Annotated in this window: 16 protein-coding genes and 1 riboswitch; of the genes, 13 read left to right on the top strand and 3 right to left on the bottom strand. The window is 46.5% G+C overall.

The window, feature by feature from the left end:
• Window positions 1-2: 2 nt before the first annotated feature.
• From thiI to Q0785_RS17390, 13 genes are all read left to right on the top strand, one after another.
• Window positions 3-1,205, top strand: coding sequence for a tRNA uracil 4-sulfurtransferase ThiI (gene thiI / locus Q0785_RS17450; protein WP_298832969.1), 1,203 nt, complete (start codon window positions 3-5; stop codon window positions 1,203-1,205).
• Between the two features lie 351 nt (window positions 1,206-1,556).
• A complete protein-coding gene (locus Q0785_RS17445) occupies window positions 1,557-3,131 on the top strand; it encodes an acyl--CoA ligase (protein WP_298832967.1) in 1,575 nt (524 codons plus the stop codon).
• A gap of 223 nt (window positions 3,132-3,354) precedes the next feature.
• A complete protein-coding gene (gene rarD / locus Q0785_RS17440; protein ID WP_298832964.1) occupies window positions 3,355-4,272 on the top strand; it encodes an EamA family transporter RarD in 918 nt (305 codons plus the stop codon).
• 76 nt (window positions 4,273-4,348) lie between these two features.
• Entirely contained in the window at window positions 4,349-5,362 is a 1,014-nt protein-coding gene (gene sppA, locus Q0785_RS17435; RefSeq protein ID WP_298832961.1) for a signal peptide peptidase SppA, read from the top strand.
• A gap of 12 nt (window positions 5,363-5,374) precedes the next feature.
• Window positions 5,375-5,953, top strand: a complete 579-nt coding sequence (locus tag Q0785_RS17430; RefSeq protein ID WP_298832958.1) for an RDD family protein — start codon at window positions 5,375-5,377, stop codon at window positions 5,951-5,953.
• A 35-nt stretch (window positions 5,954-5,988) separates the two neighbouring features.
• Window positions 5,989-6,495, top strand: coding sequence for a thiol peroxidase (gene tpx, locus Q0785_RS17425; protein WP_298832953.1), 507 nt, complete (start codon window positions 5,989-5,991; stop codon window positions 6,493-6,495).
• A 52-nt stretch (window positions 6,496-6,547) separates the two neighbouring features.
• Window positions 6,548-7,471: a class I SAM-dependent methyltransferase gene (locus tag Q0785_RS17420; RefSeq protein WP_298832950.1), complete on the top strand. Its 924-nt coding sequence runs from the start codon at window positions 6,548-6,550 to the stop codon at window positions 7,469-7,471.
• 73 nt (window positions 7,472-7,544) lie between these two features.
• Window positions 7,545-7,730 (top strand): hypothetical protein, encoded by a 186-nt coding sequence (locus Q0785_RS17415; RefSeq protein WP_006830008.1) that lies wholly within the window; start codon window positions 7,545-7,547, stop codon window positions 7,728-7,730.
• A gap of 152 nt (window positions 7,731-7,882) precedes the next feature.
• Window positions 7,883-8,740: a pentapeptide repeat-containing protein gene (locus Q0785_RS17410; protein WP_298832947.1), complete on the top strand. Its 858-nt coding sequence runs from the start codon at window positions 7,883-7,885 to the stop codon at window positions 8,738-8,740.
• Window positions 8,741-8,782: 42 nt separating this feature from the next.
• The gene (locus tag Q0785_RS17405; protein ID WP_298832942.1) at window positions 8,783-9,304 is read left to right on the top strand and encodes an RDD family protein; all 522 of its coding nucleotides are present in this window, start codon (window positions 8,783-8,785) and stop codon (window positions 9,302-9,304) included.
• A 775-nt stretch (window positions 9,305-10,079) separates the two neighbouring features.
• Complete coding sequence (nhaC, locus tag Q0785_RS17400; RefSeq protein ID WP_298832939.1) at window positions 10,080-11,465, top strand: Na+/H+ antiporter NhaC; 1,386 nt, start codon at window positions 10,080-10,082, stop codon at window positions 11,463-11,465.
• A gap of 237 nt (window positions 11,466-11,702) precedes the next feature.
• A complete protein-coding gene (locus Q0785_RS17395) occupies window positions 11,703-12,122 on the top strand; it encodes a universal stress protein (RefSeq protein WP_298832937.1) in 420 nt (139 codons plus the stop codon).
• Window positions 12,123-12,217: 95 nt separating this feature from the next.
• Window positions 12,218-12,559 carry a zinc ribbon domain-containing protein YjdM gene (locus tag Q0785_RS17390; protein ID WP_298832934.1) on the top strand — a complete coding sequence of 114 codons (342 nt, stop codon included), beginning with the start codon at window positions 12,218-12,220 and terminating at the stop codon, window positions 12,557-12,559.
• Window positions 12,560-12,694: 135 nt separating this feature from the next.
• Here Q0785_RS17390 and queE read toward each other — a convergent pair whose 3' ends face one another.
• From queE to queC, 3 genes are read right to left on the bottom strand one after another with little or no spacing between them, the layout of a single operon-like run.
• Entirely contained in the window at window positions 12,695-13,405 is a 711-nt protein-coding gene (gene queE, locus Q0785_RS17385; protein WP_298832931.1) for a 7-carboxy-7-deazaguanine synthase QueE, read from the bottom strand.
• Window positions 13,402-13,824 (bottom strand): 6-carboxytetrahydropterin synthase QueD, encoded by a 423-nt coding sequence (queD, locus tag Q0785_RS17380; RefSeq protein ID WP_298832928.1) that lies wholly within the window; start codon window positions 13,822-13,824, stop codon window positions 13,402-13,404. Before queD ends, queE begins: the two co-directional genes overlap by 4 nt.
• Window positions 13,821-14,486: a 7-cyano-7-deazaguanine synthase QueC gene (gene queC, locus Q0785_RS17375; protein ID WP_298832924.1), complete on the bottom strand. Its 666-nt coding sequence runs from the start codon at window positions 14,484-14,486 to the stop codon at window positions 13,821-13,823. The genes queD and queC overlap by 4 nt, the downstream gene beginning before the upstream one ends.
• Window positions 14,487-14,492: 6 nt before the next feature.
• Window positions 14,493-14,536, bottom strand: a riboswitch (PreQ1 riboswitch).
• Window positions 14,537-14,591 lie beyond the last annotated feature (55 nt).

Here is a 14,591-nt window from a genome sequence, read left to right as displayed (position 1 = left end):
TTATGAAAACCAATCAAATTCTTGTGCGTTATGGTGAATTATCAACTAAAGGGAAAAACCGGAGTTCATTTATCGGAAGGCTGCGCGACAATGTCAGACAGACCTTTTCCGATTTGGAAAACCTCCACATCAAAGCAGAACGGGATCGGATGTTCATTACTTCAGATGATGAACAGGAACTCGCACAGGTCATTGAGCGTCTGCCGCATGTATTCGGCATTCAATCATTCAGTCCGGTGACTGCCTGTGAATTGGATCTGGAAGCCATGAAGCGGACAGCGGAAGCGGTGATTGCGAAAATCACGGATACCGACAAAAGCTTTAAGGTATCCGTGAAACGGCCATTCAAGGAGTTTCCGCATGAAAAGCCGGAAATCATGAAAGAACTCAGTTCCCATGTGCTGAGGATTTTTCCGGACCTGAAAGTCCAGATGAAGGATCCGGAAATCGACTTGAAGGTGGAAGTGCGTGAAGAAGCGGTCTATATGATGGCGGAAGTCATTCAAGGGGCAGGTGGGTTGCCGGTGGGAGCAGGAGGCAAAGCTTTGTTGATGCTGTCAGGCGGCTTGGACAGTCCGGTTGCCGCCTATCATATGTTGAAACGCGGCGTCCGGCTTGAGCTGATCCATTTCTTCAGCCCGCCGTTCACTAATGAGCGTGCCAAAGAAAAGGTATTCGATTTGGCTGAAAAACTTTCGCAGTTCGGATCGTCCGTCAATCTTCACATCATTCCGTTCACCCAGCTTCAACAGGAAGTGCATAAGCAGGTGCCGGATAATATCACGATGACTTCTACGCGCCGCATGATGATGCGCGTCGCTGATCTGGTATTGGCTGAGACCAATTGCCGCGCCATCATTACGGGGGAGAGCCTGGGGCAGGTCGCCAGCCAGACATTGGAGAGTCTGCAGGCCATCAACGCTGTAACCAATACGCCGGTTCTGCGTCCATTGATTGCGACGGATAAATTGGAGATCATCGATACAGCGCAGCAGATCGGAACTTATGAAATTTCCATCCGCCCGTTCGAGGATTGCTGCACCATCTTTACGCCGGCTAATCCGAAAACGAAACCGAAGCTTGAAAAAGTGGAGTACTACGAAAATTTCGTGTCATTCGACGCTTTAATCGAGGAAGCGGTAGCTGAGCGGGAAGTCATCAAGTTTCCGCGTGTCAAAGTAAATCAATTTGAAGATCTATTGTAAGTGTTGAACCGCCTATCTATCATAGGCGGTTCTTTTTTTGTTGATTTTATTGCGACCGCACCCCAAACGGCGATAAGCGCACCTCGCGGGCCATTTTCCGCACCTCGAACGGGTAAAACCGCACCTCGCGGCCCATTTTCCGCACCTCAGACACCAAAGACCGCACCTCATCCCGGAATCACCCGCAATTTCACGCGCCGTTGCTTTGAACAGTGGCAACTATGGACGGGCTAAATAAGTCGCCGCACCTCACCTCATAGTCCAATTATATGAAATAATATGAATACTTAAAAACTTCCTGTATAATGATAGGAGTATAATAATTACACCATCTGCAGGGAGGAAATCATCGTGAGACGAGAAGAATTGATAGCGCCGGATTCGTATAACCTGGTGGAAGAGATTGAGCGCTACGCCAAAGGGGACGGCAAGCTGGCCATCCTCTGGGAAAGTGACAAAGGTGAAAAACTACAAGTTACATATGATGAGTTGATGCAACGGGCGAATCGTGCAGCGAATAGCTTTGAAAAAGCGGGATTGGTGAAAGGCGATGTGGTGCTGGTGATGGTGCCGCGTTTGATCGAGGCGTATGTTGCATATATCGGCGCATTGAAGGCCGGCTTGGCAGTAATACCAAGCTCTGAGATGCTCCGGGCGAAAGATATTGCTTACCGCTTGAATCATAGTGATGCCAAAGCGGTCATCGCGTATGAACCGTTTATGGATCAATTTGAAGGCGTCAAGGAAATGGATAATGTGGTCAAGTTTGTCATCGGCCAATCCGACCAAAGCTGGATTTCCCTTTTGGATGAAATGGCAGCAGCCTCTACAGAATACATAGCAGCACCTACTAAAAAAGACGATATGGCGTTTCTTTCCTATACGTCAGGAACTACAGGGAATCCGAAAGGTGCAGTCCACAGCCATGGCTGGGCATATGCGCATCTTCGCACATCCGCTGAACATTGGCTTGGCGCGAAGGAAGGGGATGTCGTGTGGGCGACGGCAAGCCCAGGATGGCAAAAATGGATCTGGAGTCCGTTCCTGGCAACTCTGGGAAGCGGGGCTACTGGCTTTGTCTACAACGGCAAATTCGACCCGACTGTTTATTTGGAACTTCTGGAAACATGCAAGATCAATGTGCTGTGCTGTACGCCGACAGAGTATCGTTTGATGGCGAAGCAAAAAGAGTTGTCGAAATACGACTTGTCCGCATTGCATAGTGCCGTGTCTGCAGGAGAGCCGCTCAATGCAGAAGTGATCAATGTCTTTAAAGAGAACTTCGGGTTGGAAGTACGGGACGGCTATGGCCAAACTGAAAACACGTTGCTGGTCGGCGTGATGAAGGGGATGGAATCCCGCATCGGCTCCATGGGAAAACCGACACCTGGCAACCGTGTGGAAATCATCGATGATTTCGGCGAGCCATGCCCTGCCGGCGAAGTCGGGGATATTGCCGTCCATGTGGAAACACCAGCTTTGTTCAAGGAGTATTTCAAAGATCCGGAACGCACCAGCATGCAGTTCCGGGGAGACTATTACGTGACCGGCGATAAAGCGTCGAAAGACGATGATGGCTATTTCTGGTTTGAAGGGCGTGGAGATGACATCATCATTTCGTCCGGCTATACAATCGGGCCGTTCGAAGTGGAGGACGCGCTGGTGAAGCATCCGGCTGTCCAGGAATGTGCGGTCATCGGCGCACCGGATGAAATCCGCGGCACTATCGTCAAAGCTTTTGTGGTGCTGGTAGAGGACCATACAGCTTCAGACGAGTTGGTGAAAGAACTGCAGGATTATGTGAAAGGGTTGACCGCCCCATATAAATATCCGCGATCCATCGATTTCCGCACGGAATTGCCGAAAACCGCATCCGGAAAAATCCGTCGTGTCGAGTTGCGCCAACAGGAGAATGTGAAGAAATAACAACAGCCGGGAAATGAATTGTATCTTTTTTTGCCAGGGTTCACTGACAAGGGAGGTGCAGTTCAAGGACCGGCTATTTTTTTTGGAGTCTTTCATTTTTTACACGCGGAAAATTCCTTTAATGATGGGAGTTTGTCTTTATTTACATTCTGCGTAAAGCCAGCCTATAATGAGACTATTATTTCGAAATACAAAATATAAATAGATTGGTGCGCGATGCAGGATGACAGATTCAAAAAAAGGCGTTTTGGTCATTATTTTAACTTATACATTATGGGGATTCATGCCGATTTTCTGGAAACAGATCGACCATGTTCCGGCGGATGAAATCCTGGCAGGCCGAATCATTTGGTCGTTCTTGATGACACTCGGTTTTATTCTTCTGCTGAATGGTGGTCGCCAACTTTGGCTGGACCTGAAAATGCTGTGGACATCCAAGAAAAAATTCTTCTTATTGATGCTGGCATCGTTCCTGATTTCTGCCAATTGGTTTCTATACGTTTATGCGGTTTCCCATGACCGGATTGTCGAGACTAGTTTGGGCTATTACATCAACCCGTTGATTTCCATGTTATTGGGCGCCCTGTTCCTGAAAGAAAAATTGTCTCCGGCCATTAAAGTCGCTTTTCTTCTGGCTGCAGCCGGTGTCTTGATTTTAACTTTCTCATTTGGTTCCTTGCCGTGGCTGGCTCTCGGAATGGCTTTCAGTTTTGCATTTTATGGTTTGATCAAGAAAATCATAAAATTGGATGCCCTGCGCGGGTTGGCAATCGAAACCTTGTTCGTTTTTCCGATTGCGATTGCCTATTATGTCTATTTGATGTCGATCGATCGAGTCGCCTTTTTGCAGACGGGACTGACGACGGATGTCCTGTTGATCGCCAGTGGATTGGTTACAGCTTTGCCATTATTGCTGTTTGCCATCGGTGCTCCGTTGATCCCGCTTTACATGATCGGATTCCTTCAATACATCGCCCCTTCCTTGATGCTGCTGATCGGGGTTTGGATTTACGGAGAGGCTTTTGATGCTGTAGATATGATTTCCTTCTCGTTGATTTGGAGTGCCTTGATCTTGTTCACTTCCTCTAAGTTTATGGAAGCACGCGGAATTCGGAAAGCGAACCGAAAAATTTCGGTTTAAATTTCCTTTTCCAGTGAAACATTTGCCAGTGTTTCCCGTATAGTAAGAGGTAGAAACTAAGGAGGGAATTGCATACATGAATACGAAACGATGGATCGCTTTAGTAGTGGCCGCAGCCGTATTAGGAATCTCATTGGTCATCAACTCAGCCTTCGCTTTTCTTCAAAGCGGATTTGGCGAAGGTGTCGATGATTTGATGGCGACTACGCAATCAAGTATCTCGGAAGTTGTCCTGGAAGATGGAGATTTTGATAACCGTGTAGCCGTTTTGAATGTTGACGGCGTTATTCAAGATACGGGAGAGGCGTCGCCTCTGTTCGGAGCAGCGGGCTATAATCACTCTTTCTTTATGGAACAATTGGAAAACGTCAAGGAAGATCCCACCGTTAAAGCTGTAGTGCTTACCGTAAATTCCCCGGGCGGCGGAGTTGTCGAATCAGCAGAAATTTACGACAAGATCACTGAAATTCAGGAAGAAACGGAAAAGCCGTTCTACGTTTCAATGGGAGCGACAGCTGCATCGGGCGGCTATTACATCGCTGCACCCGCAGAAAAGATTTTTGTGAATGAAGAAACCTTGACCGGTTCAATCGGTGTCATCATGCAGAGCGTCAACTATGGTGAACTGGCAGAACGTTATGGTGTGGATTTTGTCACCATCAAATCCGGTCCGTACAAAGATATCATGAGTGCAACGCGTGACATGACAGAGGATGAACGTGCACTTCTACAAGAAATGCTGGATGATTCGTATGAAACCTTCGTTGATGTGATCGAAGAAGGCAGAGGTATGACCGAGGATGAAGTCAAAGCTGTTGCTGACGGGCGTGTCATGAATGGCCGCCAGGCAGTGGAAGTGAACTTGGCAGATGATTTTGGTTTTGAAGAAGATGTCATTGAACAAGTGAAAACTGATTTTGACCTGGGGAATGCGGAAGTATTCCAATATGGTGCTTCAGAAGGATGGGGCTCTCTGTTATCGATGAAAATGAATTCGTTCTTCGGCAATGATATTGAAACGCAGATGATCACGAAAATGCTCACTGAATACAGTTCTCCTCGTATGATGTATCTATACGGTGATAAATAAGGAGGGACCAAGATGACTGACCACGAAACGAATGAAACAGCAGCAGAAGTGAAAGTCGATAGACAGCGTCCTGAAACACCGAGCTACGAGGAAGTTCTCTTTTATGAACGGAAACCAGCAGGGTTTTGGGTGCGTTTCTGGGCCTATTTGATCGACTTGCTGGTTATTACGGCTCTCACTTCGATTTTGGTTAAACCGGTGTTCGCTTTAATCGGACTGGAGACGAGCAGTGTTCCTTGGTATGCACCATATGCCATTCTTTCCGCTCTCATCTTCTATGGCTACTTTGTCCTGATGACCAAATTCTTCAGACAAACTGTCGGCAAGATGATAATGGGCATCCGTGTGGTATCCTTGAAGACTGATGATCTGTCATGGATGACGCTCTTGTTCCGCGAATGGATCGGCCGCTTCATTTCAGTGACCATCTGGCCGCTCTACTGGATTGTCGGATTTACTCCGTTAAAACAGGGCATCCATGATTACATCGCGGACACGACAGTAGTCCACGAAGAATCTTTCAGAAAAAATAAGCTGTTGCAGAAGAAAACCCCAGATGGGTCTGGGTTGCATGAGACCAGCGCGTTTTAGTATGATGGGGATATGATGAAAGGGAGGCGTTTGGATTGGTACAAATTACATTCAAGAAAAATCCTGTTACCTTGCCCAATAAAGAAGTGAAGGTTGGAGATCAGGCTCCTGGATTTACAGTTTTAGCCAATGACTTAAAACCGGTCACCTTACAGGATACAGCTGGGAAAATCCGCTTAGTCAGCGTGGTTCCTTCACTGGACACCGGCGTCTGCTCGGACCAGACAAAGCGTTTCAGTGACGAAGCCGCTTCGTTGGGCGACAATGTAGAAGTACTGGCTGTTTCAGCCGATTTGCCGTTTGCGCAAAAGCGCTGGACGGAAATCAATAAAGTGGATGCAATCACCACGTTGTCGGATCATCGAGATCTGTCATTCGGTGAAGCATACGGCGTGACGATGCAGGAGCTCCGGCTGCTTGCCCGGTCGATTTTCATCATTGATGAAAACGACAAAATCGCCTATGTCGAATATGTTCCTGAAGGAACGGACCATCCCGATTACGAAAAAGCATTGAATGCAGTAAAAGAATTAACAAACTAATACAAGAAACCCACTCTCCCGAGTGGGTTTCCTTATTGAGGACGGCGAAAGCATGAATTCTACAATGGAAAAAACCTTTTATTTTATTGATAACCATACGACAAAAATCCAAAAAGAGCAGGAAAACGCGTATTTGGAAAGTCTGTTGACGACAACTGAGAATTGGCTGGATGGCATCATCAAGCCGGAATCAGGGGCCAGCAAGGAAGATATTCGAAAAGCGCTGCAGCTGGCCGTACTGAAAGGCATGAAAGAGCATATTCAACCGCATCACCAAATGACACCGGACGCACTTGGGCTTTTGGTCGGCTACCTGGTTGAATTATTCGTGAAAAAAGAACAGGCAGTAATTCTGGATCCGGCTGTCGGAACCGGCAACCTGTTGCTGACGGTCATGAATTATCTGGATGGCCGTTTGACAGGTGCAGGGGTTGAACTGGATGATCTGCTGATCCGTCTGGCTTCAAATGCCGGCAATCTCGTGGAACAGCCCGTCACCTTTTATCTGCAGGACGCCTTGCAGCCTTTATTGATCGATCCGGTGGACGTAGTGGTTTCAGATTTGCCTGTAGGTTATTATCCAGACGAGGAAACAGCTGCCACTTACGAATTGAAGGCAGATGAAGGCATGTCTTTTGCACATCATCTGTTTATCGAGCAATCGCTGAAGCATACAGCTGAAGGCGGTTATCTGTTTTTCATCGTCCCGAAAGCTTTGTTTGAATCTGCACAGGCGAGCCAATTGCACAGCTTTTTGAAAAAGCATGCCCATATCCAATCTGTGATGGAATTGCCGGAAAGCCTGTTCAAGAACTCAGCTCACGCAAAAGGGATCCTGGTCCTGCAGAAAAAGCAGGAAGGCCTTAAAGCACCGAAAGAAGTCTTATTGGCACGCGTTCCGAATATGTCGAAGCCGGAATCCATGTCTAAGTTCTTTTCTCAGGTGACGGGTTGGTTTAAAGAAAACAAAGAATAGACGGGTTGATTTATGCTATAATTGAGCTAAAACATCCATAGGTACTATTTTTTGATGAAAAGAGGAATGCGCAATGACCGAGTCAAACGAAGCACCGAAAAAAGTCAGTTTGCAGGAAGCTGTAAAACGTCAATTGGAAGCCAAGAAAAATCAAGCTTCAGATAAACAGTCTGGGGGCAATGGTTCACTGTCAACTAAAAAGATGAAGAGCCAGCAAACCAAGAAAGTCAGCAATAACCGCCGGAAAATGGGAACATAACGAACTACAGCCCATACAAAGTGGGTGGCGAAAAGGCAGGGAGATTCATCCCCTGCCTTTTTTCTTTGCGTAAAAAAGAGTGGAATTTTTTTAGGCTATTTGTATAATGGGGTTAATTGAGTACTCAAAACTTAAAAGGGAGAATGAACGATATGCATGCAAATCAGAAAGATGCGTATGACTCGACCATTTTTCAAGCCGATTGTGCAAATTGTTTTGGTCTTTGCTGTGTGGCGCTGGCGTTTTCAGCTTCTGCCGATTTTCCTGTAGACAAAGCGGGAGGAGTTCCCTGCAGAAACCTGAATGAGGATTTCCGTTGCAGTATCCATCGAAATTTAAGGCTCTCGGGCTACAGCGGTTGTACAGTATTCGATTGTCTTGGGGCAGGACAAAAGGTTTCGCAGCAAATATTCGGCGGACTCAGTTGGAGGGATGATCCAGAGTCAGCCCAAAAGATGTTCCAGCTCTTGCCGGTCATGCAGCAACTGCAGGAAATGCTGCTGTATTTGACTCAGGCGATAGAACGCTGTAAGAACCTGGAATTGCTGAATGCGCTGCTTAAAAGCAGGGATGCGGTTGCTGAAGTGACGTTTGCATCAGCAGAAGAATTATTGGCTGTAGATTTGCCTGAGTACCGCATGGATATCAATCACTTGCTGAGTCAGGTCAGCGAAGAAGTCCGGCTTGCGTCCGGACGCTTCAACAAAAGGAATAACCGCAAAAAAGGACCGCATTACCAGGGAGCGGATTTGATTGGGGCAAAATTTCAAAGGAGAAATCTGACAGGCTCGACATTCAGAGGCGCTTACCTGATCGGGGCGGATTTTAGAAATGCAGATATGAGGAATTCGGATTTCATCGGGGCGGATATGCGGGATGCCGATTTGTCTGGAGCCGATTTGACAGGCAGTATCTATTTAACTCAAATGCAAGTGAATTCCGCAAAAGGAGATGACCAGACGAAGGTTCCTGCTTTACTATCGAAGCCGGCTCATTGGAAAGCGGAATAACGATCCAAACGGTGACATGAATTGTCTGTGAGGAGGGCTCTGATGTATGCAGGATTCTGGCTTCGCCTTAAAGCTTTTGCTGTTGATTATCTGCTGATTTTTGGGTATCTTCTATTGGTGATGATTGTTTCATTGTTTTTGATTCCGTCACTTCAGCAATTGTTTCAAGTTTCTCTTCCCATTGCTCAGCTGACGGGATTCCTGTTGGTCACTTTTCCGGTATCCCTGTATTTCATCATCACCGATTCGAGAATCGGAAAGGGGTCATTCGGAAAACGGAAAATGCGTATCCGCGTAGTCGATGCAAACAATTGCTCCATCTCCGTAAGCCGTTCGATTTTCAGGACAGCCTTGAAGTTCCTGCCATGGGAGTTGTCCCATTTTATGGCCTATCGTATGATTTATTTGGGGGATGGAGATGTACACCTGCTGGACTACCTGGTTGGTGGATTGATCTACACCTTGATTCTGCTGTACATTCTTATGACCGTTTTGACGAAAAACAAACAATCACTTTATGACCGGTTAGCAAAAACCCATGTGGGGAAATCAAATTTTTCTTGAAAAGTATTGACTTGTGTGAGGGAACTGGTAGAATCTATTTCAATATACTTTTAAAAAACGATTTTCCAGCTATTTAGTTCATATATAATTCGATCGATGATTTAGTAAGCAATTTGTACGCAGCAGAAAGAGACTGGATGGCAGGTGTGAATTCAGGCAGCAAATTGGATGAAATACACCATCAGTTTGATCGTCACGTAAAGAAGTGGATGTTTTGTTCAGTCGAAGCATCAAATTGGGTGGTAACGCGGAGAAAACCTTCGTCCCTTTATTGGGATGGGAGGTTTTCTCTTTTTTATATATAAGTTGAACTTAAGAATTTTCTTTTTTAACTCAATAAGATGAAGAAATGAAGAAAGCGCTCCAGGCGGACGCTTTCCGCGGACGAAGCGCTGAGCCTCCTCGTCCCAAGCTCCTGCGGGGTCTCATCACTCCGTTCTTCCGCAGGAAAGATATTGGTCGAAGCCTGCGAGACCAATGTCTTTGCGACGAAGCTAGCGTAGCGATGCAGGAGCATATCTCTGCCCTTCGCCGCCTTGCGCTCTTTCTTCTAATCGTCTTCGAATAGCTGATCAACAGGATATGGAGCAAACCAGCGGAGACTCCCGCGGGAGCAGTGCAACGACATACAAGAAATCCACTCGGGCGTTTAGCCCGAGTTAGTTCGGCGCAAGCCCGTAGGAAAGCGGAGCTGGTTTGTGGAATATTCATAACAGAATTGTTTCTTCTACAAATTATTAGTTCAACTTTTATAGATAGAAAAGGAGAGATTGTCATGCACAACATCAAATCAGTCATCACGCCTAGGTTTTCAGAAGCCATCCTTCTAACTGGCATTATCTTTCTAATGATCAGTGTCAGCATCATCAAGTATGAATCGGTTCCACATATCCCCATCCTGATTTCGATTCTGCTGCTGTTCGGCTATGGCTTATCGAAAAAAGTCTCGTACCGTACGCTGGAAAAAGGACTGGTGGAAGGAGCAGGAGCAGGTATGAGCGCTGTTTTCCTGTTTTTCTTTATCGGAATCCTGATCAGCAGCTGGATGATCAGCGGTACTATTCCAACGTTGATCTTTACAGGATTCACACTGATTTCCATGACCTTCTTCTATGCCATCGTCTTCATCGTGACCTCATTGATCGGTTTGTCCATCGGCAGTTCCCTGACGACTGTCGCAACGATTGGTGTAGCCTTTATCGGCATGGCGACAGCGATGGATCTATCGCTTGCCATCACGGCAGGTGCGATTGTTTCCGGTGCTTTCTTTGGAGATAAAATGTCGCCGTTGTCGGATACAACAAATTTATCTTCGACGATTGTCGGAGTGGACCTGTTCGAACATATCCGTAATATGGGGTGGACGACGATTCCCGCTTTTGTGATCACTTTGATCTTGTTTGCTTTTCTGTCACCTGAAACTGAAGGTGCAAGTGTTCAAGACGTAGCCATCTTTAAGGAAGGGCTGTTGGCCACTGGGATGATTCATTGGTATACGATTATTCCGCTTGTTGTGCTGATCTTCTTGACACTTATGAAAATACCGGCTTTGATGACGCTGGCCTTGAGCTCGGTGTCGGCAATCCTTATTTCTTTTTTTCATCAGACTTCTACAGCTTCTGAACTTTTTACGGTTCTGTTCAGTGGATACGCATCAACCACCGGTATAGCAGAAATTGATTCACTACTGTCCCGTGGCGGAATGGAAAGTATGATGTTCACCGTAGCTTTAGTGCTGCTGGCGCTCAGCATGGGCGGACTGCTGTTTACGCTGGGAATCGTCCAATGTTTGCTGGCTAAAGTGGAAAGTTTGCTGAAAAAAGTATCATCTGTCATCGCTGCCTCTGCTTTGACGGCAATCGGCATCAATATTCTGATCGGTGAGCAATACCTGTCGATTCTGCTGACAGGGCAGGCATTTAAAGAACCTTATGACAAAGTGGGTCTGGCCGGTAAAAACTTAAGCCGTGTCATGGAAGACGCCGGTACCGTGGTCAATCCGCTTGTTCCCTGGAGTGTGTGCGGAATTTTCATCACAGGAGTCATCGGCGTTTCGACGCTCGACTATCTGCCATTCGCATTCTTTTGTCTTTTGTCTCCATTATTGACGGTGTTGTTTGGATTTACCGGTAAAACTTTGACTTATAAGCAAGCAAAATAAAACTACAAATAAAAGCAGGTGATGCTCATGATCACCTGCTTTTATTTGTGTGAAAATATTTATTGCTCATCCTTTCTTCCTTGGTTGAACCACAAAGATTTGGTCTTCCAACTTTGGGAGGGAAAGATCAATAGTTCAATTTATTTAGATAAAGGGGATTTGACAGAAAAGTCGAATAGTATAAGTATGGAAGACTTTTCGCCATGGAGCGAAAAAATAGTCGAAGGAGTGGATCATATGTATCGAAATATTTTAGTGGCCGTAGACGGTTCAGAGAATTCGATGCGGGCCGGCAAACAAGCCGCACAACTGGCGTCTTTGATAAAAGGCGTGGAAGTGACCGTTCTTTACGTTTCCGATTTCGATGAAGACAGCAATGAAAAATTTCATGACGGGGGCTCGATAGAATTTGAATTATCCCGGAAGAAAAAAACCCAACCCGTCAGAGAAGCTTTAGACCGCGAAAAAGTCTTTTACGAAACGAAGGTTATGCACGGCCGGCCGGCGCCGGTCATCATAGAAGTGGCGAATGACGGGGATTTTGATTTGGTGATCATCGGCAGCAGAGGACTGAATCCAATATCTGAAATGGTGTTGGGCAGTGTCAGCCATAAAGTCGTCAATCAGGTCCGTTGCCCGGTACTGGTCGTGAAATAATGACTGCCGGACAACAGCTGAATCTGGTATACTGGAAAAAAAGACCGGTCTGCCGATTGCTCAATAGAGCATAAGATCTGCTGGAGGAAAAACAGATGGAAAATTTACCGAATTGTCCTGAGTGCAATTCTGAATATACTTATGAAGATGGCAGTTTGCTGGTGTGTCCGGAATGTGCCCATGAGTGGAGCCTGATTGCTGACAAGGAAAATATTGAAGAAGAACAGCTTGTCAAAGATGCAAATGGCACGCCTTTGAAGGATGGAGATGCCGTCACTGTCATCAAAGACTTGAAAGTCAAAGGCAGTTCCTCGACATTGAAGATCGGCACGAAAGTGAAAAGCATTCGCCTGGTTGAAGGCGACCATAACATCGACTGCAAGATTGATGGCTTTGGCGCAATGAAGCTGAAGTCTGAATTCGTCAAAAAAGCGTAGCATGAAAAGACCCCACCAAAACTTAGTGAAAAGTTTGGATGGGGTCTTTCCATTTATCTTAATTGGCTCAATTTGAAAACGTGGATGTATAGTTCTTCTTTCATCAGGTGAAAGAAGAAGCGATCGACTATTGGCTCAAACGCCGCGTTTATTGCCCCAAACGAGGGTGTGCAATTGCGGCAACACCTTCGCATCGTTCATAATCGGCGAGCGCACATGGTACTCGATCAATTGTTCATACCGCTGCAGCAAATCAGTTACTAATTGCGCGTCATCCGTAGTGGAGGTGTCGTCATTGCCGGTCTGCAGGAAGAATGGGACAGCTGGATAACGTTGATGGAGACTTTCTGCATAGGCGAAATCATTCTGGTCGAAAACGACGACTTTCAGGCTGACATTGGCATTTTGCAGATTTTCCATATAGAAATCAAGCTTCGAGAAATCCGTCTTCATGCCAGAGCTGGGCGGCTTCGGCGACAAGGTGATGTCGTCGATGTCGATCAGCCAATCCTGCCAGATGGACGCTTGTGTTTCAACAGCAACTTTCCAGCCCTGCTCGTGGCAAAGCCTGACCAATTCACCGATGCCTTTATGGAGAGCAGGATTGCCCCCAGAGATGGTGACGTGGGAAAACGCCTCACCGCCGATTTGGCTCAATTCCTCGACAATTTCTGCGGGCTGTTTGGAGATGCTCGTGCCTGTACCATCCCAGGTGAATTTCGAATCACACCAAGAACAGGAATAATCGCATCCGGCAGTGCGCACGAACATGGTTTTTTGGCCCATGACCATGCCTTCTCCTTGAATAGTGGGACCGAAGATTTCCATTACGGGAATTTTCATCACAAGTCCCCCTTGCGCGGACGGTAGACCACATAGCTTGTCGGTGTTTCGCGGACGATGACCTGCAGGCAATTCGGTTGGTTGCTTCTCGATTTCAATACGTCTTGGATCGACAGCCAAACCTGTTGGGCAAGGAGTTCCGTGGTTGGAAATTTAGTCCTGAACTCCGGATGGTCGTTCAAGACGCTATGGTCGTATTTCTTATGGATCAATTCTTTCACTAATTTAAAATCAATCAGGAATCCGGTCGCATCGAGCTCATTTCCGGCAATGGTGATGTTGAGATGGTAGGTGTGGCCATGCATCATCCGACATTTTCCGGCATCCTCGCTTGGAATGTAGTGAGCTGCAGAAAAATGCAGGTCTTTATTGAGCTCGAATTGGTAATCATGGCTGGCTTGTGGATAAAATTGCTGCATCACTTAACAGCACCTGCCATTTTTTTCGTTTGGTAGCGGGCTAGTCCTTCATTGCGTAAGATGCAGGCGGGACATTCACCGCATCCAGTACTCGGAATGCCATTATAGCAAGTCAAGGTTTTTTCCTGGACGAAATCGAGGGCATCTAAGGTATCAGAAAGCTCCCAGACATCGGACTTGTCCAGCCACATCAACGGCGTGTGGATGATGAATTGCTTATCCATCGCCAAGTTCAAAGTAACATTCAATGACCGGATAAAGGTGTCGCGGCAATCGGGATAGCCGCTGAAATCCGTTTGGCTGACACCGGTGATCAAATGCCGCGAACCGATGGCATCTGCATAAACGGCCGCAAAAGACAGAAACAGATGATTTCTGCCAGGCACAAACGTGGAAGGCAATTCGCCTTCTTCTGCTGCGACTTCGATGTCATCGCGCGTTAACGCGTTAGCGGATAATTGATTGATCAAAGCCATATCCAATACTTTGAAGGAAACGCCAAGTTCGTCAGCGATTTTCCGGGCACATTCGATTTCAGCTGAATGGCGCTGGCCATAATCGAACGTAACGGTTGCAACTTCCTTGAAGTTCTTGATTGCCCAAAACAGGCAAGTGGTACTGTCTTGGCCGCCACTGAAGACGACAACTGCTTTTTCATTTTTCATCTGTAACACTCCTTAGTTTTTTAGAGAGGGAGTTTGCGAACCTCTTTTAGCGAACAGCATTAATGATAACATATTGGACGATAAAGAGAGCACTTGACTTCCGTA

The sequence above is a fragment of the uncultured Planococcus sp. genome, from assembly GCF_947501725.1.
Classification (GTDB): Bacteria; Bacillota; Bacilli; order Bacillales_A; family Planococcaceae; genus Planococcus; species Planococcus donghaensis_C.
The sequence above is the reverse complement of the archived record's forward strand: the minus strand, read 5'-3'. Positions and strand labels throughout refer to the sequence as shown.

Coding starts and splice junctions, on each gene's coding strand:
- thiI (WP_298832969.1), top strand. CDS start 3: ATGAAAACCAATCAAATTCTTGTGCGTTATGGTGAATTATCAACTAAA.
- rarD (WP_298832964.1), top strand. CDS start 3,355: ATGACAGATTCAAAAAAAGGCGTTTTGGTCATTATTTTAACTTATACA.
- sppA (WP_298832961.1), top strand. CDS start 4,349: ATGAATACGAAACGATGGATCGCTTTAGTAGTGGCCGCAGCCGTATTA.
- Q0785_RS17430 (WP_298832958.1), top strand. CDS start 5,375: ATGACTGACCACGAAACGAATGAAACAGCAGCAGAAGTGAAAGTCGAT.
- Q0785_RS17420 (WP_298832950.1), top strand. CDS start 6,548: ATGAATTCTACAATGGAAAAAACCTTTTATTTTATTGATAACCATACG.
- Q0785_RS17415 (WP_006830008.1), top strand. CDS start 7,545: ATGACCGAGTCAAACGAAGCACCGAAAAAAGTCAGTTTGCAGGAAGCT.
- Q0785_RS17410 (WP_298832947.1), top strand. CDS start 7,883: ATGCATGCAAATCAGAAAGATGCGTATGACTCGACCATTTTTCAAGCC.
- Q0785_RS17405 (WP_298832942.1), top strand. CDS start 8,783: ATGTATGCAGGATTCTGGCTTCGCCTTAAAGCTTTTGCTGTTGATTAT.
- nhaC (WP_298832939.1), top strand. CDS start 10,080: ATGCACAACATCAAATCAGTCATCACGCCTAGGTTTTCAGAAGCCATC.
- Q0785_RS17395 (WP_298832937.1), top strand. CDS start 11,703: ATGTATCGAAATATTTTAGTGGCCGTAGACGGTTCAGAGAATTCGATG.
- Q0785_RS17390 (WP_298832934.1), top strand. CDS start 12,218: ATGGAAAATTTACCGAATTGTCCTGAGTGCAATTCTGAATATACTTAT.
- queC (WP_298832924.1), bottom strand. CDS start 14,486: ATGAAAAATGAAAAAGCAGTTGTCGTCTTCAGTGGCGGCCAAGACAGT.